Raw genomic sequence first — 20,405 nt, forward strand, 5'->3', positions numbered from 1 at the left:
GTACGCCACCAGGGTCAGGTCGGGCTCGGCACGCAGGTAGCTGAGCAGGTCACCGCCGACACCGCCCGGCTCGCCGTCCGGCCCGCCCGTGCACGCCCGGTCAGTTCGAGGAGATCCAGTTCCAGGCCGAGACGACCCACTCGGTCTGCTGGAGCCACGCCACCCCGAGGCCGACGAGGAACACCGCCGTCGCCAGGTGCGCACCTCGGGCGCTGCGCCGGACCCGGCCCAACTGCCGCTCCCACACCACCCGGCCGATCAGCCGGAACAGGGCGAACAGGCCGAGGGCCACCAGCAGGCTGAGCACCAGCACCAGCAGCGGGCCGCTCAGGTCGCCCTGGCCGGACAGCGCCCAGATCCCCCAACACACGAACGCGAAGAGGCCTGCCGCCGCGCTCCATTCACCGCCGCGTCGAAGCTGCGCCATCCGGGAGCTGAGCGAGCGACGGGGCATCGGTTCGCCGGGCCAACCGGTGCCGGTCGGCTCCTGCTCGACCACCGGGAACGGCTCCGTCCGCGGGGTGCGGCGCTCACCCACCGGAGCGACCCCCCGGCGGAAACCGTCACGCTGCGGCGGCACCCCGACGCCGGCCTGCGGTGGCACCTCCACGGTCCGCTCCGCCCACGGCTGCGTCTGGTCTGCCATCTCGTCCTCCCCCTGACCGACGGCAACAGCACCGCCTTGATTCGAGGGTAGCCAGCCGGCAAATCGGTCGCCGACCCCGGCCGGGAGGCGCGGCCCCGCGACGGTGCCGGATCGAACCCGGCCAGGGTACGGTCGGCTGATGGGTGACAGCGACCGACGACGGCGACGGCTGCGCCACCACGGCGACACCGAGACGGCCAGACCGGGCGCTAACGGCCCGACGGTCAGCACGCCGGGCGTGCACGACGGTGACGAGCCGCCGCCGCCGCGACGCAGGAGCGCGGGCGGCGACGAGCGCGACGGCGAGCGGGGGCTGCGCGGGTTGGTCGGTTCCGGCTCGTCCCAGGTGGGGCTGAGCGCCGCGCTACGGGCCCGGGACGCGGCCCGCCCCACCGACGACGACCTGGCCGAGGCGGAAGCCCGGGTGGTGGTCGTCCGGCGAAACTGGGTGCCCCGCGAGGAACTGCCCCGCTCGCCGCGCTGAGCGCCGCACGGTCAGGGCAGGTCGGGGAGCTTCCGGGTCCGCTCGTACTCGGCTACCTGGGCGATCCGACGAGCGTGCCGCTCGTTGCCGGAAAACGGCGTGTTCAGGAACGCCTCGACGATGCCGGTCGCCTCGTCCAGCGTGTGCTGGCGGGCACCGATGGCGACGACGTTCGCGTCGTTGTGCTGACGGGCAAGCTGAGCGGTCTCGACGCTCCAGGCCAACGCGGCGCGGACGCCGGCGACCTTGTTCGCGGCGATCTGCTCACCGTTGCCGGAGCCACCGATGACCACTCCGAGGCCCGTCTCGTCAGCCACCACCTGGTCGCCCGTGTGCAGGCAGAACGTGGGGTAGTCGTCGTCCGGGTCGTAGCTGTGCGGGCCGACGTCGACCACGTCGTAGCCCTGCATGGCCAGGTGGTTGGCCAGGTGCACCTTCAACTCGAAACCGGCGTGATCGGATCCCAGGTAGACGCGCATACCGGGCAGTCTGTCAGGCCGCGCTCGGGGACGTCACAGGGGCGGCGTCCCCGAGCCGGGTTCGTCACACGGTCGTGCGGATGACGCTCAACGCGGCAGCTCGGCGACGACCAGACCGCCGCGCGCCTTCGGGGTGAACCAGGTGCTCTTGCGGGGCATCTTCTCCCTGGCCAGGTTGACGGCGACGAAATCCGCCACGGTCACCGGCGCGATCAGGATGGCCAACTCGGCCCGCCCGGCGTCGACCTCACCGGTGAGCCAGCTCGCCGGGTAGTCACCGCCGACGTAGGTGATCCGCTTGTCGCCCGGGTCCAGACCGAGCGCGTCGCGCAGCACCAGCCGCTCGACCAGGGCGTGGTCAAGGTTTTCCAGGCCGGCGGAGGCGGTGGCGGGCAGGCGCACCGCGTACCCCTGGCCGTCGAGGCGGAGGTGCACGGTGCCGCCGGCCGCCGGGACCTCGACCGGGCCGTCGATCGGCTCGACCTCGGCGCCTGCGGCCCGCAGCCGGTCGAGCAGCTCGGCCGGGGTGGTGGTCAGCTCGCTGACCAGCCGGTTGTACGGCTGGATGGCCACCGACGCGGGGGTGGTGACCACGGCCAGGAAGCGCGGCAGCCCTCCGGTCTGGGCGGCAAGGCTGCGGTGGTTGCCGTCCGCGACGACCAGGTCCCCGCCACCGGCGAGGGCGGTCAGCGTGGCCTGCTCCGGGCCGGGGCCGAGCAGCCAGATGGCGTGCGTGCGCCCCGCCTGGTCGGTGTCCGTCGCGGCGGGCGCACCGGCCGTGTCGGTCGCCGCGGCGAGCGCGGCGTGCAGCTCGTCGCCACGCCCGGTCTGGAGCAGGAGTACGGGTGAGAGCAGGTGCCCCAGCGCGTCGGCCAGCGCCACCCGCTCGCGCACCTTGGCGATGAAGACGTCCTCGTTGCGGATGACCAGGCCCGGCTCGTCTGCCCGGGTGGAGATCTGATCGGTGTCCACCATCGCGAACAGCCCGTACGCCGGCTCCTCGCCGGGCGCGCTGATCCGGTAGAGCACCACCACCTGCTCGGCGGGGGTGTAACTGCCGTCGGCCTTGGCCTCGGCGAGGCGGGCCACCGCGTCCGGCAGCGCCTCCAGGAACGACTTGCCCAGGCTCTGCGGGGCGCGATGCGGCATCTCGATGCCGAGAGCGCTGTGCGGGTTCGACTCGATGATCGCGGTGATCTCCGCGTCGTCGGCGAACTCGTCGTAGTTTTGCGCGCCGGTGCCGCCAGTGGTGACCCAGGCCCGGGTGATCGGATGCACGACCGTCATGCCCACTGACGCTACCGGCGACGGTGTCGCCGCCGACGGGGACCCGCGGGGGCGTCCACCAGATGAAAGCGCCCGGTGGGGCCCGGCCGGTCAGCCGGCGCGATCGGAGGTGCCCCGGCGGTGCTTACCTGCGCTCACCGGCCCACCGTTGCCACGCCGGCCGGTCCCGATCGGCCCCGTGTTCAGGGCGCGGCGGGGCGACGCGGGCGGCCCCGGCACGGGACGGTCGGGAGGAGGCGTGGGAACGGGCCGCGGGCTCAGCGGCGGCGTCGGCACCGGGCGCGGAGGAGCCGGCGCCGGCGGCGGAGGAGCCGGTTCGGCCGGTGCCGCTCCCGACGGCACCAGCGCCGGCGCGTTGGTCGGCACCGCGTCGATGGACGACGGCAGTGGGTCGACCGCTCTGGGCGGGGTGAGCCGGGAGGTCACCGGGACCCGGGCCACGCCCACCACGATGGGCGGCGCGAGTAGATCCACCAGGTGGGCGGGCAGGTCCGGGCGGACCGTCGGCCAGCGGGAGTCGTCAACGGACCAGTAGTCAGCGCCGGGAGTCTCGATCACCCCCTGCCGGGTCAACTGATCGTCACCGGACGCACGGTGCTTGGCCATCGGGATTTGCCTCCACGAACTGCGGCGTGCGGCCCTACGGGTCGCTGCGGCGGACACCGAGGGAAACGACGCCGCCCGCCTCCCGGTGACGCCACAACCCTCCGCCGACCTCGGCACCCGACGAGAAACGCCCCCGTCCGCGCGACTGACGAAGCACGGACGGGGGCGCGGTGGTCGTCGCTCAGTCGAAGATCGGGCTCTGCTCGCGGGTGCGCTTGAGCTCGTAGAAGCCCGGGGTGCCGGCGACAAGCAACACGCCGTCCCAGAGCCGGCCGGCGGCCTCCCCCTTTGGCGCCGGAGTGATCACCGGGCCGAAGAACGCGACAGGGGCGCCGTCCGGGCCTGGCGCGTGCACGACCGGAGTGCCCACGTCCTGCCCGACCGGGCGCATGCCCGCCTCGTGGCTGGCCCGCAGCGCCTCGTCGTAGTCGGTGCTGTCGGCGGCCGCGGCCAGTGCCGGGTCGAGGCCGGCCTCGGTGAGCGCGGCCACGTACAGCTCCGGACCCCGCTCCTGCTTCTGCAGGTGGATCCGGGTGCCGAGCGCCGTGTAGAGCGGGCGCAGCACCTCGTTGCCGTGCAGCTGCTCCGCGGCGATGCAGACCCGCACCGGGCCCCACGCGGTCTTCAGGAACTCCTTGTAGTCCTCGGGCAGCTCGTCCCGGCCGTCGTTGAGCACGGCCAGGCTCATCACGTGGAAGCGGATGTCCACATCCCGGATCTGCTCGACCTCCAACAGCCAGCGGGAGGTGATCCACGCCCACGGGCAGGCCGGGTCGAACCACATGTCGGCGGTGACACGTTCGGTCACTGTGAGATCCCTTCGCGACGGGTGGCGCCGACAGGTCGGCGTCTCAGGAGAATCTTCACCCCGCAGCGCATCGACCGGCACCCGAATGAGAGCGTGACCTCGGCCACCGCGGGCTGCCCGTACATGGAAGACTCGAATCGGGCCAGCCGTCACGAGCGGTAGGCGAACGGGCGCCGCCGGGCGTACGGCGACATGTGGGATGGAGACGAACAGTGCCGGGAGTGCGCAACCTGACGCAGGTCGAGGCGACCGAGCGGGCACGCCTGCTCAACGTGACGGGGTATGACATCAGTCTGGACCTGTCCAGCGCCGTGCTGGCGGCCGACGGCCGCACGTTCAGGTCGACGACCGAGGTTCGGTTCCGCTGCTCCGAACCGGGCGCGAGCACCTTCATCGAGCTGGCCGCCGAGTCGGTGCGGTCCGCGACGCTGAACGGCACGCCCGTCGACCTCTCCGCCTGGTCCGCCGAGAAGGGCCTGACCCTGTCCGGGTTGGACAGCGACAACGTCCTGGTGGTCGACGCCGACTTCGGTTACTCGAACAGCGGCCAGGGTCTGCACCGGACCGTCGACCCGGTGGACGGCGAGACGTACCTCTACAGCCAGTTCGAGACGGCCGACGCGCAGCGGGTGTTCGCCTGCTTCGACCAGCCCGACCTGAAGAGCGTCTACACCTGGCACGTCACGGTGCCGGCGCACTGGCGGGCGGTCTCCAACATGCCCGTGCAGCGGGAGGAGCCGGCGGGTGAGGCGCTCAAGACGCTGCACTTCACCGAGTCGCCCCGGATGAGCACCTACATCACGGCGATGTGCGCCGGGCCGTACCACGAGGTGCGCGACGCGCACGACGGCATCGACCTGGGGGTGTTCTGCCGGGCGTCGATGGCCCAGTACCTGGACTCCGACGACCTGTTCCTGATCACCAAGCAGGGCTTCGACTTCTTCCACGAGAAGTTCGACGTGCGCTACCCGCTGCCGAAGTACGACCAGCTCTGGGTGCCCGACTTCAACGCCGGCGCGATGGAGAACTTCGGCTGCGTCACGCACGCCGAGTCGCACTACCTCTTCCGCTCGCAGGTCACCGACTTCGAGTACGAGCAGCGGGCCAACACGATCCTGCACGAACTGGCCCACATGTGGTTCGGTGACCTGGTCACCATGCGCTGGTGGAACGACCTGTGGCTGAACGAGTCGTTCGCCGAGTGGGCCAGCCACTGGTGCAACACCAACGCGACCCGGTTCACCGAGGCGTGGACGACCTTCCTGTCCATCCGGAAGAACTGGGGCTACCGGCAGGACCAGCTCTCCTCCACCCACCCGGTCTACACCGAGATGCCGGACATGGAGGCCGTGGAGGTCAACTTCGACGGCATCACCTACGCCAAGGGCGCGAGCGTGCTCAAGCAGCTCGTCGCGTACGTGGGTGAGGAGCCGTTCGTGGCCGGGCTGCGGGCCTACTTCGGCAAGCACGCCTGGGGCAACGCCACCTTCGACGACCTGCTCACCGAGCTGGAGGCCGCATCCGGGCGGGAGCTGCGCAAGTTCGCCGCGCAGTGGTTGGAGACCGCACAGGTCAACACGCTGCGCCCGGAGGTGACCATCGGGGCCGACGGCACGTACGAGCAGGTGCTGGTGCGGCAGGAGGCTCCTGCGGCGTACCCGACGCTGCGGACCCACCGGATCGGCGTGGGCCTGTACGACCTGACCGACGGGCGGCTGGTCCGTCGGGAGCGGTACGAGGTGGACGTGACCGGCGAGCACACGGATCTCGCCCCGCTGCGTGGCGTCCGGGCGGCCGACGTGTTGCTGCTCAACGACGACGACCTCAGCTACACCAAGCTGCGCCTCGACGAGCGTTCGATGGCGACAGTGGTGCAGCACATCGGTGGCTTCGACTCGTCGCTGGCACGCGCGCTCTGCTGGACCGCCGCGTGGGACATGATCCGCGACGCCGAGCTGTCCGCCCGGGACTACGTGGCGCTCACGCTGAGCGGGCTGCCCGCGGAGACCGACATCAACCTGGTCACCGCCACCCTGCGGCAGGCGACCACCGCGCTGACCCTGTACGCCGACCCGGCCTGGGCGCCGACCGGCTGGGCCGACCTGGCCCGTACCGCCCGTGACGCACTCGCCGCCGCCGAGCCCGGCAGCGGGTTCCAGTTGGCCTGGGCCCGTGCGTTCACCTCGGCGGTCCGCTCCGAGGAAGACCTGGCGACGCTGCGCGGTTGGCTGGACGGCACCGGGATGCCGGCCGGGCTGACAGTCGACACCGAGCTGCGCTGGTCGGTCCTCGCCGCCCTGGTGGCCAACGGTGCCGCCGGGACTGCCGAGATCGAGGCGGAGCTGAGCAGCGACCGCACTGCCAGCGGTGAGCGGGAAGCCGCGTACGCGCACGCGTTGATGCCGACTGCCGAGAACAAGGCCGCCGTGTGGGCCCTGCTCACCGGCCCGGACGCGCTGCCCAACTGGCGGCACCGGGCGCTGTTGCAGGGCTTCGCCCACCCGGCGCAGGTGGATCTGGTCGCCCCGTACCGGGAGCGGTACTTCGCGGCGGTCGGGCAGGTGTGGGCCACCCGGGACAGCGAGCCGGCGCAGGAGTTCGCCCAGTTGGCGTACCCGACCTACCTGGTGGAGGACGACACGGTGGCGGCCACCGACGCGTGGCTGGCCGGTGACGGGCACCCCGCCCCGCTGCGTCGGCTGGTGGCCGAGGGCCGCGACGGTGTGGTGCGGGCGCTGAAGGCCCGTGCGAAGGACGCCCAGAGCGCCTGAGCAGCGGTGTCCGGCTCGGGGCCGGCGTGGGTGTGAACCCGCGCCGGCCCCGAGCCGTTTCCCGATCCCGTCCGAAGATCCATCATTGGTCACTCCTGTGACCGGCCAATAACACGCGGTCATCCGCATCGGTACGCATCGACGAAACTTTCTGGATCACTGACAAAAGATCCGAATGATTGCCGCGCATCAAGTAATCGATGTGTGACGATCTCGTGCGTTGTCGCCACCAACGCACGGGAGGGAACCGTGGCCTTACGCCATCGCGCGTTCTGGACACTACTGATCGTCACTTCATCGGTGCTCACCGTACCGACGGCGCCTGCCGCCGCCGCACTCGGTCGCCCGGAGTCCACCGCCGACCGCATCGCTGCGCCGGCACAACCGGGCTCACCCGGCTCGTCCGCCGCAATCGCGCTGGGCCCGTCGAGCGCGCCGGTCAGCATGCTCGCCGGCCCGATCTCGGTGCCGGTCGGCACCGGCCCGGTCCGCAACGGCTCGTTCACCAGCTTCGCGTTGACCGACCGGGTGACCGCCGAGGTCAACACCGGCTCGGGCAACCTGCTCATCCGCAGCACCGACCTGGTACTTCCCGGCATCGCCCGCGACCTCGTTCTCGGCTCTGCCTACAACAGCCTGTTCACCGGCAGCGGGCTGGCGACCGGATCGCTCGGTCACGGCTGGCGGACCCGCACCGGCGTGGACGTGAAGCTGATCAAGGCCGACGACAACTCCGTCACCTATGTCGCCTCGGACGGGGTGGTCGGAAGGTTCACACCCAACGGGTCCGGCTACACCACCCCGAACGAGTTCAAGGCGACCCTCGCCACCGACGGCTCGGGCTGGAAGCTGACCGAGCACGAGAGCGGACGGCGGCTCTACTTCACCTCCGCCGGGCTGCTGGACCGCAGCCTGGACCGCAACGACAACGTCACCGACTACGCCTACGACGGCAACGGTCGACTCACCACTGTCGTCTCCGACCGGGGCACCCAGGCCGTGCGCACGGCGACCGTGCTCTACGGCAGCCACGGCTACATCTCGAAGATCGAGCAGCACGGCGACGGCGGCCTGTACCGGCGCATCGAGTACGCGTACAACGCCAACGGTGACCTCACCGAGATCTGCTCGCTGACCGAGGACGACATCCGCTTCGTCTACGACTCCGCACACCGGATCACGAAGATCTCCAGCGGCATCAGGGGTTCGGACGTGGGTTCCGTCGCCACCCTCACCTACGACTCCGCGCACCGGGTCACCTCGATCCAGCGGGTCGTCGACGAGGAGGACGCGCCGGGCGCGACGGCCGTCACCCGCTGGGCGTACCCGTCCGCCACGCAGACGCTGATCGCCGACGCCAACACCAACCAGTCGCAGCCGGTCACCTCCGTGCCGCGCACCACCTACACGATCAACTCCGACAAGCGGGTGACCAAGGCCGTCGACCCGGAGGGCAAGACGCGGGAGAACTCCTACACGCCGTACAACGACGTGCTGACCTCCACCAACGGCACGGGCGGCGTCACCAGCAACGGGTACGCGGCCAACGGCGGGCAGTCGCTGACCGCCTCTGCCGCGCCGACCGGCGCGGACATCGCCTACTCGTACGCGAACTCCGCCACCCCCAGCAATCCGACGGCGAACTTCCAACCGTCGTCCAGCTCGGACGCGCAGGGCAACACCAACACCTACACGTACAACGGTGCTGGCAACCGGTTGTCCTCGAAGGACGCCCAGGCCGCCGAGGCGAAGATCGAGTACAACAGCGACGGCACTGTGAAGTCCTCGACCGATCCGGGCAACGGCACGAACAGGACCACCTACCAGTACGACTCCAACAAGCAGCTGATCTCCGTGACTCCCCCGAGTGGCACCTCGCTGGGCGTCCGCACGATCAACTACGACGAGTTCGGCCGGGTGCACGAGGCCACCGACGGCGCCGGGCGCACCACCCACTTCGACTACGACAAGAACGACCGGGTTACGAAGATCAGTTACTCGGACGCGACGCACGACGTCTCGTACACCTACGACGCCGCCGGCAACGTCTACGCCCGAGAGGACGGCAACGGCTACCAGAACTTCGCGCACGATCGGCTCAACCGGCTGGTCGGCCGTCAGGCCACCCACCAGTACGTCTACGACCCGGTCGGCAACCTCGTCGAGTTGCGCGACCAGCGGGGCAGCTCGTTCTACACGTACAACGCCCGCAACCTGCTCACCAAGCTGGTCGCCGGCAACGGCACCTACACCTTCGGCTACGACGACGACGGGCGGCGGACCTCGACCAAACTTGCCGTCTCCTCGGTGACAGCGGCCGAGACGGTCACCGCGTACGACCAGTCCGGACGGATCACCCGTACCACCAGTAAGCGCTGGCAGTCCGGCACGGCCAGCACCGTCTTCGACGTGTCCTACTGCTACGCCAAGCGAGTCGGCACCGCCGCCTGCTCCACGGCAAAGACCGACGACACCGGTCTGCGGCAGTGGCAGACCGACCACCACCGCGCGGGCGCGGTGAGCCTGTACACCTACGACCAGGGCAACCGGCTCACCAAGGCCACCAGCATCGACGGCAAGACCTACGACTACGCCTACGACAGCAACGGCAACCGCACCTCGGTCAAGGTTGACGGCACCACAACGCAGACGCTGACGTACAACGCCGGCAACCAGATCACCAGTTCCGGCTACAGCTACGACGGGGCCGGCAACCAGAAGAGCGGGTCCGCCGCCCGCTCCTTCGTCTACAACGCCGCAGGACAGCTCACCAGCGGCAAGGACTCCACCAACGCGTCGGTGACCTGGGAGTACAGCGGACCCAACCAGGTCGAGCTCGGTTGGAAGACCACCCCCTCGTTCGAGCACCGGTACCTCTACGGGCTGGACGATCAGAACGGCCAGCCGATGCTGCAGAGCTACACGGTGCCCAGCTCGTACAGCAGGCACTACGTCGAGCGCGACCAGCTCGGCACTCCGCTGGGCTTCCGGGCGAAGACGAACGGGGTCTTCCACCACTACTTCTACGTCCTCGACGGACTCGGGTCGGTGGTGGCCCTGGTCAAGTACGACGGTTCACTGGCCGCCTCCTACACCTACGACCCGTACGGCAAGGTGGTCAAGACCGTCGACAACGGCGACGAGACCGAGGAGAACGCGCTCGGCTTCGCCGCTGGTCTGCGCAACGACGACCTCACCAAGTTCGGCCGTCGCTGGTACGACCCGGCGACGGGTCGCTTCACCCAGCAGGACAGCCTCGCCTTCATCGGAGACCCCGCCACCGGCAACCGGTACGCCTACGCCGCCGCGAACCCGGTGAACTACCTCGACCCCACCGGCCTGGAAGTCGACTACGGCGAGTCCTGCGCGATCGGTGCCGCCGGCGGCCTCGTCACAGGTGCGATCGGTGGGGCGGCCGGCGGAGTCGCCGGCGCCCTGGCCGGTGGTGCCCTCGGTGCGGTGGGCGGCTGCGCCGGCGGCATCGTCACCAAGTACCTGACCGACGAGGCCGAGAAGGACTGACGGCGGAGACCGCGGGTAGTGGTCGACGCAGTGACGAAGGGGGACACGCAGATGAAAAGGTCACGACGACCGGTGTTCGCGGCGGTGTTGGCGCTGCTACCGGTGAGCATCCTGCTGGCGGTGCTCAACGACAGCCCGATCTGGGTCGCGCTGGTCAGCTGGGTCGCCGTCAGCGCGGTGGTGACCGTCCCGCTCGCCCTCGCGCTCACCCGACTTCGGTCCCGCAGCGGCCAGCGCTGACGAGGCGGTAGGCCAGCACGCGACGAACCCCGGTCCGCGATCAGCGGGCCGGGGTTCGTCGTACGGGTGGGTCAGCCCTTGCCGGCGTGGCTGGCGAGCTGGTCGAGGCCGTTGATGATGCCGCCGGCCAGGTCCCCGCCGCTGAACGCGCCGACCATGGAGAGCGCGGCCAGCTTGGCGTAGGTGTCGGGGATGCGCTTGCGGGCGTACCGCCCGGTGATGATCTCCAGCTGACGCTGGTTGGGCGACACGGCGATCAGCACCGACTTGTCGGGCTCGGCGAGCTGACGGTGCAGCCGCTGGGCGTGCTCCCGGATCGGCTCGTCGAGACCACCGACGAAGACCGAGAAGACCAGGCCGGTGCCCTTGTCGGCCAGGCGCAGGGCCTCGTCGATGCGCAGCAGCTGGCGGGTCGAGAACGGCCCGTCGAGCACCTCGGGCGGATTTTCCGACCCGGTCTGCTTCTCACCAACGGTCACTTGCGCCTCCGGTTCCACCGGCCGGCGCCTCGACGCTGGCCTGCTCAAGCTTGTGGCTGGTCAGCGCGGGCGCCTGCGCCCCCGCCGTCAGCGCGGTGCCGGCCGAGTCGGCCAGCTGCTCCGGGCGGCCCAGGAACCAGACCGGAGTGAAGTCGAAGGGCCGGCCCGGACGGTAGCGCTTGGCGCCACCGCCACCGCCGGTGGCACCCCCGCGGCTACCGGCGTACGACAGGCCGGCGATGACCAGCACCGCGGCCAACGGGATGCCGACGAAGACCAGCAACGTCTCGGTAACAGACAATCCCAACGCCCCCAGGCGGAAGAAGGACGACCTTGAACAACCGGGTCGGATGGACGATCACGCTGCCGACCGCCCGACTCCGTCGCCATTCACGTTAGCGGAGTCGACGGCCCGCCAGATTGCGGGGTGCCGATCCCATCCGTCACTCGAGTTCTCCAGTTGCGCAGCGGTAGCGATAAGCCGCGCGTCGTCGCCGTACCGGCCGGTGAGCAGCACCCCGACGGGCAGGCCGTCGGTGGTGGTACCCAGTGGCAGGGAGACGGAGGGATCCCCGGTGACGTTGAAGATGGCGCAGTAGGGCGAGAACCGGCGTTGCCTGTCGAAGTCGGCGGCCGGGTCCGCGTCGGCGGTGAACCAGCCGACGGGTGCCTGCGGGGTGGCCAGCGTGGGACAGAGGAGCAGGTCGCAGCCGGCGGTGCGGCGGGCACCGAGGCGCACCTGCGCCTGCAACTCCCCGAGGGTGGCGGCCAGGGTGCCGGCGGAGAGTTCGGCGCCCCGGGCCCGGAGCAGCCGGGTCAACGGCAGCAGCTCCGCCTCCCGCTGCGGTGGCACCGGGGTGAGCGCCAGGACGTACCAGAGGATCTCGAACAGCGGCCAGGCCGCCGGCCCGAGCGGCGGCGGCACCTCGACCACCTCGTGGCCGGCCGCCGTGAGCAGCGCGGCGGCCCGGTCCACGGCGGCCACGCAGTCGGGGTGCACCGGTTCGTCGGCGAGCATCGGCGTGGTGAACCGGCCGATCCGCAGCGGGCCGGGCTCGGCCCGGCGCGCGACGGCCAGGTAGCCGCCGGGCGGCGCGGGTGGCGGCAGGTAGGGCTCGCCGGGGACCGGGACTGCCATGACGTCGAGCAGAGCGGCGACGTCGGTGACCGTCCGCCCGAGCGGGCCGCTGGTGGGCAGGCCGAACGCGCCGGAGCCGATCGGCCCGCCGGAGACGAGGCCCCGACTGGGCTTGTAGCCGACCAGGCCGCAGAGCGACGCCGGGATGCGCAGCGACCCACCGCCGTCGGACCCCTGGGCGACCGGGACCAGCCCGGCCGCGACCGCCGCCGCGGCGCCGCCGCTGGACCCGCCAGCCGTGTACGTCAACTGCCACGGGTTGCGGGCCGGCGGCGCGACCCGGCCCTCCGAGTAGAGCGAACAGCCCAGCTCGGAGGTGGTCGTCTTGCCCAGGCTGACCAGACCGGCGGCCTTGATGAAGCGGACCACGTCGGCGTCGACCGGCGGGACGAAGTCGAAGAAGGCGGCCGAACCGAAGGTGGTGCGCACCCCGGCGGTGAGCGTCAGGTCCTTGATGGCGGTCGGCACGCCGTGCAGCGGGCCGCGCTCCTCGATCGGCACCGCGTCGGCGGCGCGCGCGGCCTGCCGGGCGAGGTCCGGTGTGACGGTGACGAACGCGCCCACTGTGTCGCCGAGCGCCGCCACCCGGCGCAGGGAATGCTCGACCAGGTCGACGCTGGACAGCTCGCCGCGGGTCATCGCGGCGGCCTGCTCCAACGCGGTCAGGTCGTGCGGCTCGGCCATGCCGCCATCCTGCCGGCCATCGGCCCTTCGCGCAGCCGACACGCGCTGGCGGCCGGAAACGGACCAACCGGACGCCGGACGCACGCTTGGCGTGTCGAGCCCCAGATCTTGGACAGTTTCCGTCAGCGCCGGACGGAAAATGTCCAAGATCTGCTCACGTCGAGGCGAGGCGCTGTGCTCAGCCGTGCAGGAAACGCATGGCGTTGGTGGACAGGAGCTTGTCGCGTTGGCCGTCGGTGAGGAAGTCGGCCGCGTGAACCACAGCGCCGGCCGGCCGTTCGCCAAGCGGGTACGGGTAGTCGCTGCCGACCAGTACCCGATCCTCCCCCAGGGTGTCGACAAGCAGCCGCAGAGCGGGTGGCGCGAAGACCACCGAGTCGACGCTGAACCGGTCGAGGTAGCTGCTGGGCGGGCCGGCGGACGCGCCCCGGACCAGGTCGCCACGGCGGTGCCAGGCGTTGTCGGCGCGGCCGAGCCAGAACGGGAAACTGCCGCCGCCGTGCGCGAAGCAGATCCGCAGCGTCTCGGGCACCCGGTCGAAGACACCACCGAGGATCATCGCCAGCACCGACAGGTGCGTCTCGGCGGGCATCCCGGCGAGCCAGCGGGCCATCCAGCGGTCCAGTCGCGGCCCGCCGGGCATGTCCCACGGGTGGACGAAGACGGGTGCGCCCACCTCGGCACAGTGCTGGAGGAAGGTGACCACGCCGGCGTCGTCCAGGTCCCGGTCGCCGACGTGGTTGCCGATCTCCACGCCCACGTGCCCGGCGGCGAGGCTGCGGTCCAGTTCGGCACAGGCGGCGTCCGGGTCCTGGAGCGGCACCTGGCAGAACGGCACCAGTCGGTCACCCCCGGCCGCGGTGACCTCCAGGGTCAGGTCGTTGAAGATCCGGGCGACCTTCACCGCCTGGTCGGCCGGGCGGTCGTAGCTGAAGAAGACCGGGGTGGGCGAGACCACCTGCACGGCCACGCCATCGGCGTCCATGTCGGCCAGTCGGCGCGACGCGTCCCAGCACTCGGCGCCGACCGGACGGAACTCCGTCTCCCCCACCATGATCATGGCGGCGCGCTCGGAGTCGACCCGCAACCACGGCCAGCCGGACCCGCCGCACGCCGCGCCGAGGTCCGGCCAACCCTTCGGTACGACGTGCGTGTGCACGTCGACCACGCCTGCGGGCATCAGCCCTTGCCCGGGTGCAGGGTGCCGCAGTTGGCGCAGGTACGTGCCTGCTCGTCGGCGTAGAACGCCTGGAACACCGGGGGCAGATCGGCGGCGATGTCACGGACCTGCAACTCGACCTCGTGCACCTTGCTGCCGCACTCCGGGCAGTACCACTGGAACGTCTCCAGCGTGCCCTCCTCGCGGACCCGCTCGACGACCACGCCGATCGAGCCGGCCTCCGGCCGCTGCGGCGAGTGCGGGGTGTTGCGCGGGAGCATCCACATCTGACCCTCGCGCACGTGCACGGTACGCGGCCCCTCCGGGGTGACCAGGTTGATGTGCATGTTGCCCTTGACCTGGTAGAAGAACTCCTCGTACGGGTCCACGTGGAAGTCGGTGCGCTGGTTGGGCCCGCCCACCACCATCACGATGAAGTCGTCCCCGCCGGGGAACATCTCCTTGTTGCCCACCGGGGGCTTCAACAGGTGCTGGTTGTCGGCGATCCAGCCCGGAAAGCTGAACGGTTCGGCGATCTCACTCACGACTGACCTCCCGAGGGAAGAAGGGCCACGGCCTGGATTTCGATCAGCAGGTGCGGGTGCGGCAGTTGGTGCACCGCCACCGTCGTACGGGTCGGTCCGGAGGCGTCGAAGAACTCGGCCCACACCTCGTTGTAACCACCGAAGTCGTTCATGTTGACCAGGTAGGTCGTCACCTGGACCAGGTCGGTGAGGTCAGCGCCGACCGAACGCAGCAGATCCCGCACGTTCTCGATCACGGCCCGTGTCTGCACACGGATGTCGAGGTTGGTGGTGCCGAACCCGTCCACCTCCACGCCGGCGAAGGTGTTGTCCGGGCGCCGCGACGACGTACCGGAGACGAAGACGAACCCGCCGGCGACCTTGACGTGCGGAAAAGCCCCGCGTGGGACGGCCTTCCCGGCCACCACCCGGGCGGTCACGACGACGCCCGCAGCGAGGCGGTGCCGAGCTTCTCGACGACGGCGCGAACGTGGGCGCCGGGACGCAGCGGAACAGCGGCGGTGGCGGCACCGGCCAGGAAGACCCAGCCGGACTCCAGCCGCACCCCGTGCCGGCCCGCCAGCCGGATGCCCTCGTCGAGCGCCCGGCGCGGATCACCGAGGATCGCCGCCGTCGAGCCGACCTGCGCCACCCGCCCGTCGACCTCCAGCAGCACGCCCAGGTTGTCCAGCCCCGCCGGCACCGGCGACCACGGCCCGATCACGAAGGCGGCGGCCGAGGTGTTGTCAGCGACCACGTCCGGCAGCGAGAAACGGAAGTCCGCGTACCGGGAGTCGATCAACTCGATGGCTGGGGCGACAGCGCGGACCGCCGTGGCGAAGTCGCCGACCGGCTCACCCGGCTCGGGCAGCCGGTCCAGCAGGAACGCCACCTCCGGCTCGACCCGGGGGTGGATGAAGGCGGCCGGGTCCACGGCGCCGCCGTCGGGCACCCGCATCGCGTTGGTGAGCCGCCCCCAGATCACCTCGTCCACGCCGACCTGGGCCATCTTCGCCCTGCTGGTCAGCCCCATCTTCAGCCCGACCAACCGCTCACCGGCGTTCAGCCGGCGTTGCAGCAGCGCGGCCTGCACGGCGTACGCGGTGTCCACGTCGAGGCCGGTCTCGGCGGCGAGCTGCGGGATCGCGGTGGCCGTGTCGGCCGCCGTGCCCAGCTTGTCGGCGATCCCGACGATGTCCACGCCGATCATGCTGCGCCACCTTCCGTTCGCGACTGCGGGGCTCGCAAACCCGGCTCACTCCTCGCGCTCGCAGCCTGCTCCTTGTCGGCCAGGTCGAGTGCCACGTCCACGATCATGTCCTCCTGGCCGCCCACCATCCGGCGGCGGCCCAGCTCGACCAGGATCGAACGGACGTCCACGCCGTACTTCGTGGAGGCCCGCTCGGCGTGCCGCAGGAAGCTGGAGTAGACCCCGGCGTACCCCAGGGAGAGGGTTTCCCTGTCCACCTGGACCGGCCGGTCCTGCAGCGGGCGGACGATGTCGTCGGCGGCGTCCATCAGCGCGAACACGTCGCAGCCGTGCTTCCAGCCGTGCAGCTCGGCGACCGCGACGAAGACCTCCAGCGGCGCGTTGCCGGCACCCGCGCCCATGCCCGCGAGGGAGGCGTCGACGCGGACCGTCCGGCCGTGCACCGCGTCCGGGCCGACCGGCGCGGACCCGGTGACCCGGCCGTGCTCGACGGCGAGCACGCTGTTGGCCACCCCGAGCGACAGGTTGTGGTGCGCGTGGATGCCGATCTGCGTCTCCGGCGCGAGGACCTGCCGGTACGCGTCGACCCGCTGCGCCACGTCGGACATCAGCAGCCGGCCGCCGGAGTCGGTGACGTAGACGCAGTGCGCGCCGTACGACTCCATGAGCTTGGCCTGCCCGGCCAGCCCGGCCGCATCGAACATGTGCGACATCATCAGGAACCCGGCCACGTCCATGCCGTTCTCCCGGGCCCAGGAGATGTGCTGGGCGGAGATGTCCGCCTCCGTGCAGTGGGTGGCGATCCGGACGCTTGTCACCCCGAGCGCCTTCGCGGCCTTCAGGTCGGCGATGGTGCCGATGCCCGGCAGCAGCAGGGTGGTCAGTTTCGCAGTGGTCAGCACCTCGGCCGCCGCCGAGATCCACTCGGCGTCGCTGGCGGCGCCGTGGCCGTAGTTGACGCTGGAGCCGGCGAGGCCGTCACCGTGCGCCACCTCGATGGCGGCCACCCCGGCGGCGTCCAACGCGGCGGCGATGGTGCGTACGTGGTCGACCGTGTACTGGTGGGCGATGGCGTGCATGCCGTCGCGCAGCGTCACGTCCTGGATGTACAGCTCGGTCATGGCGCGGCCACCTCCGAAGAACGCAGGGCGACCAGCCGCTCCGCGGTGCGCAGCGCGGCCGAGGTCATGATGTCCAGGTTTCCGGCGTACGCGGGCAGGTAGTGCCCGGCGCCGGAGACCTCCAGGAAGACCGACACCTGAAGAGCGGTGAGTCGCCGCCCGAGCGTCGGCAGGTACGCCTCGACCCGGTCGAACTGCACGTCCTGCTTGAGCCGGTAGCCGGGGACGTACTCCTGCACGGCCGCCACCATCTCGGCCACCGAGGCGGCGATGGCGTCGGTGTCGGCGTCGGCGTCCGGGCAGAGGCAGTAGACGGTGTCCCGCATCAGCAGCGGCGGGTCCGCCGGGTTCAGCACGATGATCGCCTTGCCCCGCTCGGCACCGCCCACCACCTCGATGGCGCGGGCCGTGGTCTCGGTGAACTCGTCGATGTTGGCCCGGGTGCCCGGCCCGGCGGACTTCGACGCGATCGATGCGACGATCTCGCCGTACGCCACCGGGGTGACCCGGCGTACCGCGGCGACGATCGGCACTGTCGCCTGCCCGCCACAGGTCACCATGTTGACGTTGGGCTGGTGCAGGTGCTCGTCGAGGTTGACCGGCGGCACCACGTACGGGCCGAGCGCGGCCGGGGTCAGGTCGACCACGGTGCGGCCGTGGGCGCGCAGCACCTCGTCGTGGCGTCGGTGCGCGCCGGCCGAGGTGGCGTCGAACACCAACTCGACGTCGGCGAACTCGGGCATCGCGACGAGCCCGTCCACGCCGTCGGCGGTGGTGGCGACGCCGAGCCGGCGAGCACGCGCCAGGCCGTCGGAGGCCGGGTCGATGCCGGCCATCGCCACCATGCGCAGGCTGTCACTCAGCCGCAACACCTTGATCATCAGGTCGGTGCCGATGTTTCCCGATCCCAGCACCGCCACGTTAGTGGTCACTGGTTGCCTCCATCACTGAAACACGTCCGCACCGAGCCGAGGCCGGAGATCCGGGCCTCGTACGCGGCGCCCGGGGTGACCGGCACCATCGGACCGAGCGCCCCGGAGAGCACCACGTCCCCGGCGCGCAGCGGGTCACCGGCGCGGGCGAGGGTGCCCGCCAACCACTGCAGGGCGTGCAGGGGGTTGCCCAGGCAGGCGGCGCCCGCGCCCACCGAGACCGGCTCGCCGGCGTGCTCCAGCACCATGCCGCACAGTCGCAGGTCCACGTCGGCGAGCCGGCGTGGCGTGGTGCCGAGCACGAAGAGCCCGCTGGAGGCGTTGTCGGCGACGGTGTCCACGATGGAGATGTCCCAGGCGGCGATCCGGGAGTCGACGATCTCGATCGCCGGCAGTACGTGGTCGACCGCGCGGATCAGGTCGACGGTGGTGAGCTGCGGGTTCGGGAGATCCTTGTCGAGCACGAAGGCGATCTCCGCCTCGACGCGGGGCTGGAGCAGCCTGCCGATGGGCACCTCGACCCCGTCGCCGACCGCCATGGCGTCGGTAAGCATTCCGAAGTCCGGCTGGAACACCCCGAAGGTCTCCTGCACGGCCCGGGAGGTCAACCCGATCTTCGCGCCGACCCGGCGTTCGCCGCGGCCCTGCCAGGCCCGCGCCTGGAGTTGCTGCACCCGGTACGCGGCCTCGACGTCGCCCTCCGGCAGCAGCCGGCCCCGCAGCGGCGCGCACGGCTTGCCGGTGCTGCGGGCGTCGGCCAGCTCCCGGTTGGCGGCCTCGATGTCAGCTTCCATGCCCGCTCCCTCGCTACGGCTCACGACAGGTCCACGCAGACGTTCGTGAGCTCGGAGTAGAAGTTCAACGAGTGCACGCCGCCCTCGCGACCGATCCCGGACGCCTTCACCCCGCCGAACGGGGTCCGCAGGTCACGCAGGAACCACGTGTTGACCCAGACGATGCCGGCGTCGAGCCGGGCGCCGGCCCGGTGCGCGACGCCCACGTCCCGGGTCCACACGGTCGCCGCCAGGCCGTACTCGGTGCCGTTGGCGAGGGCGTACGCCTCGTCCTCGGTGTCGAACGGCGCGACGTGCACCACCGGGCCGAAGATCTCCTCCCGGTTGGTGCGGGCGTCCGGGCCGAGCCCGGTGAGCACCGTCGGCTGCACGTACGACCCGCCGTCGCGGGTGTCGCCGAAGGTGGGCGTGCCGCCACCGGTGAGCACCTCGGCGCCCTCGGAGCGGGCCAGCTCGTACGCGCCGAGCACCTTCCTGCGGTGCTGGTGGGAGATCAGCGGCATGGTGGCGGTGGCCTCGTCTGTCGGCCAGCCGTACGCCAGCTCGCCGGCCCGCTTCGCCAGCCGGGCGGTGAACTCCTCGAAGACCGGTCGCTGCACGTAGATGCGCTCGGTGCAGAGGCACACCTGCCCGCCGTTGGTGAAGCTGGACCGCACCGAGCCGGCCACCGCGGCGTCCAGGTCGGCGTCGGCGAAGACCAGGCCGGCGTTCTTGCCGCCGAGTTCGAAGCTGACCGCCTTCACCCCGTCGGCGGCGGCCCGCATGATCGCGCCGCCGGTGGCCGACTCGCCGGTGAACGTGATCGCGTCGACGCCCGGGTGACGGGTGAGGAACTCACCCGCCGAGTCCGGTCCGAAGCCGTGCACAAGGTTGAACACCCCGGCCGGTACGCCGGCGGCGGCCATCACCTCGGCGAGCACCGTCGCCGAGGCGGGAGTCTCCTCGCTGGGCTTGACCACGACGGCGTTGCCGCAGGCCAGCGCCGGAGCCACCTTCCAGGTGAGCAGCAGCAGCGGCAGGTTCCACGGCACGATGACCGCTACCACGCCGACCGGCTTGCGCAGCGCGTAGTTGAGTGCCCGGCCGCCGGTCGGGGTGACAGTCGTGAACGACTCGGTGGGGGCGGTCGCCACGATCTCCGCGAACGCCCGGAAGTTCGCCGCGCCGCGCGGAATGTCCAGGGTGCGGGCCTGGGCGATGGACTTGCCGGTGTCGGCGACCTCGGCGGTGACAAGGTCGTCGAAGCGGCGCTCCAGCTCGTCGGCGACACGGCGCAGCACCTCGGCGCGCTCGCGCTCCCCCATCCGGCCCCACGGCCCCCGCAGCGCCGCCCGGGCGGCGGCAACCGCATCGTCGACTGTGGACCGCGACGCCTCGTCCACCTCGAAGACCTGCTCCCCGGTGACCGGGCTGGCCTTGGCGAACGTGTCTCCGCCGTCGACGAACTCGCCGGCGACGAAGTTACGCAACCGCCGCGGGCCACTCGGCGCGTGGCCGGCCATCAGCCGCGGATCCCAGTTG

Annotated in this window: 20 protein-coding genes; 4 read left to right on the plus strand and 16 right to left on the minus strand. The window is 71.2% G+C overall.

The annotated features are described in order from the left end of the window. Positions 1-100 precede the first annotated feature (100 nt). Positions 101-646, minus strand: coding sequence for a hypothetical protein (locus AB0C20_RS18365; protein ID WP_357185221.1), 546 nt, complete (start codon positions 644-646; stop codon positions 101-103). Between the two features lie 139 nt (positions 647-785). Here AB0C20_RS18365 and AB0C20_RS18370 point away from each other — a divergent pair, with 139 nt between their 5' ends. Further along, positions 786-1,130 (plus strand): hypothetical protein, encoded by a 345-nt coding sequence (locus tag AB0C20_RS18370; RefSeq protein WP_357185218.1) that lies wholly within the window; start codon positions 786-788, stop codon positions 1,128-1,130. 11 nt (positions 1,131-1,141) lie between these two features. Here the strand turns inward: AB0C20_RS18370 and AB0C20_RS18375 are convergent, their stop codons facing one another. The 4 genes from AB0C20_RS18375 to AB0C20_RS18390 all read right to left on the minus strand — a co-directional run bounded on the left by AB0C20_RS18375 (position 1,142) and on the right by AB0C20_RS18390 (position 4,310). After that, positions 1,142-1,609, minus strand: a complete 468-nt coding sequence (locus AB0C20_RS18375) for a ribose-5-phosphate isomerase (RefSeq protein ID WP_112584153.1) — start codon at positions 1,607-1,609, stop codon at positions 1,142-1,144. A gap of 87 nt (positions 1,610-1,696) precedes the next feature. Beyond that, positions 1,697-2,896: a DUF1015 family protein gene (locus AB0C20_RS18380; protein WP_357185215.1), complete on the minus strand. Its 1,200-nt coding sequence runs from the start codon at positions 2,894-2,896 to the stop codon at positions 1,697-1,699. Between the two features lie 90 nt (positions 2,897-2,986). After that, a complete protein-coding gene (locus AB0C20_RS18385) occupies positions 2,987-3,502 on the minus strand; it encodes a hypothetical protein (protein WP_357185212.1) in 516 nt (171 codons plus the stop codon). Positions 3,503-3,683: 181 nt separating this feature from the next. Next, positions 3,684-4,310 (minus strand): disulfide bond formation protein DsbA, encoded by a 627-nt coding sequence (locus AB0C20_RS18390; RefSeq protein WP_357185209.1) that lies wholly within the window; start codon positions 4,308-4,310, stop codon positions 3,684-3,686. 221 nt (positions 4,311-4,531) lie between these two features. Between AB0C20_RS18390 and pepN the strand changes: the two genes are divergently transcribed. From pepN to AB0C20_RS18405, 3 genes are all read left to right on the plus strand, one after another. Next, complete coding sequence (gene pepN, locus AB0C20_RS18395; RefSeq protein ID WP_357185206.1) at positions 4,532-7,081, plus strand: aminopeptidase N; 2,550 nt, start codon at positions 4,532-4,534, stop codon at positions 7,079-7,081. A 249-nt stretch (positions 7,082-7,330) separates the two neighbouring features. After that, positions 7,331-10,603 (plus strand): RHS repeat-associated core domain-containing protein, encoded by a 3,273-nt coding sequence (locus AB0C20_RS18400; protein ID WP_357185203.1) that lies wholly within the window; start codon positions 7,331-7,333, stop codon positions 10,601-10,603. A gap of 51 nt (positions 10,604-10,654) precedes the next feature. After that, positions 10,655-10,843, plus strand: coding sequence for a hypothetical protein (locus tag AB0C20_RS18405; RefSeq protein WP_357185201.1), 189 nt, complete (start codon positions 10,655-10,657; stop codon positions 10,841-10,843). Positions 10,844-10,914: 71 nt separating this feature from the next. On the opposite strand, the gene AB0C20_RS18410 is transcribed toward AB0C20_RS18405, so the two are convergent. From AB0C20_RS18410 to AB0C20_RS18460, 11 genes are all read right to left on the minus strand, one after another. Next, positions 10,915-11,322, minus strand: a complete 408-nt coding sequence (locus AB0C20_RS18410; RefSeq protein WP_091405419.1) for a DUF5130 family protein — start codon at positions 11,320-11,322, stop codon at positions 10,915-10,917. Further along, the gene (locus AB0C20_RS18415; protein ID WP_112584149.1) at positions 11,309-11,605 is read right to left on the minus strand and encodes a hypothetical protein; all 297 of its coding nucleotides are present in this window, start codon (positions 11,603-11,605) and stop codon (positions 11,309-11,311) included. Before AB0C20_RS18415 ends, AB0C20_RS18410 begins: the two co-directional genes overlap by 14 nt. 75 nt (positions 11,606-11,680) lie before the next feature. Continuing rightward, positions 11,681-13,144, minus strand: a complete 1,464-nt coding sequence (locus tag AB0C20_RS18420) for an amidase (protein WP_357185196.1) — start codon at positions 13,142-13,144, stop codon at positions 11,681-11,683. Positions 13,145-13,322: 178 nt separating this feature from the next. After that, positions 13,323-14,324 carry an amidohydrolase family protein gene (locus tag AB0C20_RS18425; RefSeq protein ID WP_357185193.1) on the minus strand — a complete coding sequence of 334 codons (1,002 nt, stop codon included), beginning with the start codon at positions 14,322-14,324 and terminating at the stop codon, positions 13,323-13,325. Next, on the minus strand, positions 14,324-14,848 hold the full coding sequence (locus AB0C20_RS18430; RefSeq protein WP_112669228.1) for a 3-hydroxyanthranilate 3,4-dioxygenase: 525 nt from the start codon (positions 14,846-14,848) through the stop codon (positions 14,324-14,326). Before AB0C20_RS18430 ends, AB0C20_RS18425 begins: the two co-directional genes overlap by 1 nt. Further along, on the minus strand, positions 14,845-15,267 hold the full coding sequence (locus AB0C20_RS18435) for a RidA family protein (RefSeq protein ID WP_091405437.1): 423 nt from the start codon (positions 15,265-15,267) through the stop codon (positions 14,845-14,847). Before AB0C20_RS18435 ends, AB0C20_RS18430 begins: the two co-directional genes overlap by 4 nt. Then, positions 15,264-16,037 carry a fumarylacetoacetate hydrolase family protein gene (locus AB0C20_RS18440; RefSeq protein WP_357185188.1) on the minus strand — a complete coding sequence of 258 codons (774 nt, stop codon included), beginning with the start codon at positions 16,035-16,037 and terminating at the stop codon, positions 15,264-15,266. Before AB0C20_RS18440 ends, AB0C20_RS18435 begins: the two co-directional genes overlap by 4 nt. After that, positions 16,034-17,158 carry a 4-hydroxy-2-oxovalerate aldolase gene (gene dmpG, locus AB0C20_RS18445; RefSeq protein ID WP_357185185.1) on the minus strand — a complete coding sequence of 375 codons (1,125 nt, stop codon included), beginning with the start codon at positions 17,156-17,158 and terminating at the stop codon, positions 16,034-16,036. The genes AB0C20_RS18440 and dmpG overlap by 4 nt, the downstream gene beginning before the upstream one ends. Then, a complete protein-coding gene (locus AB0C20_RS18450) occupies positions 17,155-18,090 on the minus strand; it encodes an acetaldehyde dehydrogenase (acetylating) (RefSeq protein ID WP_357185181.1) in 936 nt (311 codons plus the stop codon). Before AB0C20_RS18450 ends, dmpG begins: the two co-directional genes overlap by 4 nt. Then, entirely contained in the window at positions 18,087-18,884 is a 798-nt protein-coding gene (locus AB0C20_RS18455) for a fumarylacetoacetate hydrolase family protein (RefSeq protein WP_357185178.1), read from the minus strand. The genes AB0C20_RS18450 and AB0C20_RS18455 overlap by 4 nt, the downstream gene beginning before the upstream one ends. A 20-nt stretch (positions 18,885-18,904) precedes the next feature. Further along, positions 18,905-20,386 (minus strand): 2-hydroxymuconic semialdehyde dehydrogenase, encoded by a 1,482-nt coding sequence (locus AB0C20_RS18460; RefSeq protein ID WP_357185320.1) that lies wholly within the window; start codon positions 20,384-20,386, stop codon positions 18,905-18,907. Positions 20,387-20,405 lie beyond the last annotated feature (19 nt).

The organism is Micromonospora sp. NPDC048843, from assembly GCF_040649965.1.
GTDB lineage: Bacteria > Actinomycetota > Actinomycetes > Mycobacteriales > Micromonosporaceae > Micromonospora > Micromonospora hortensis.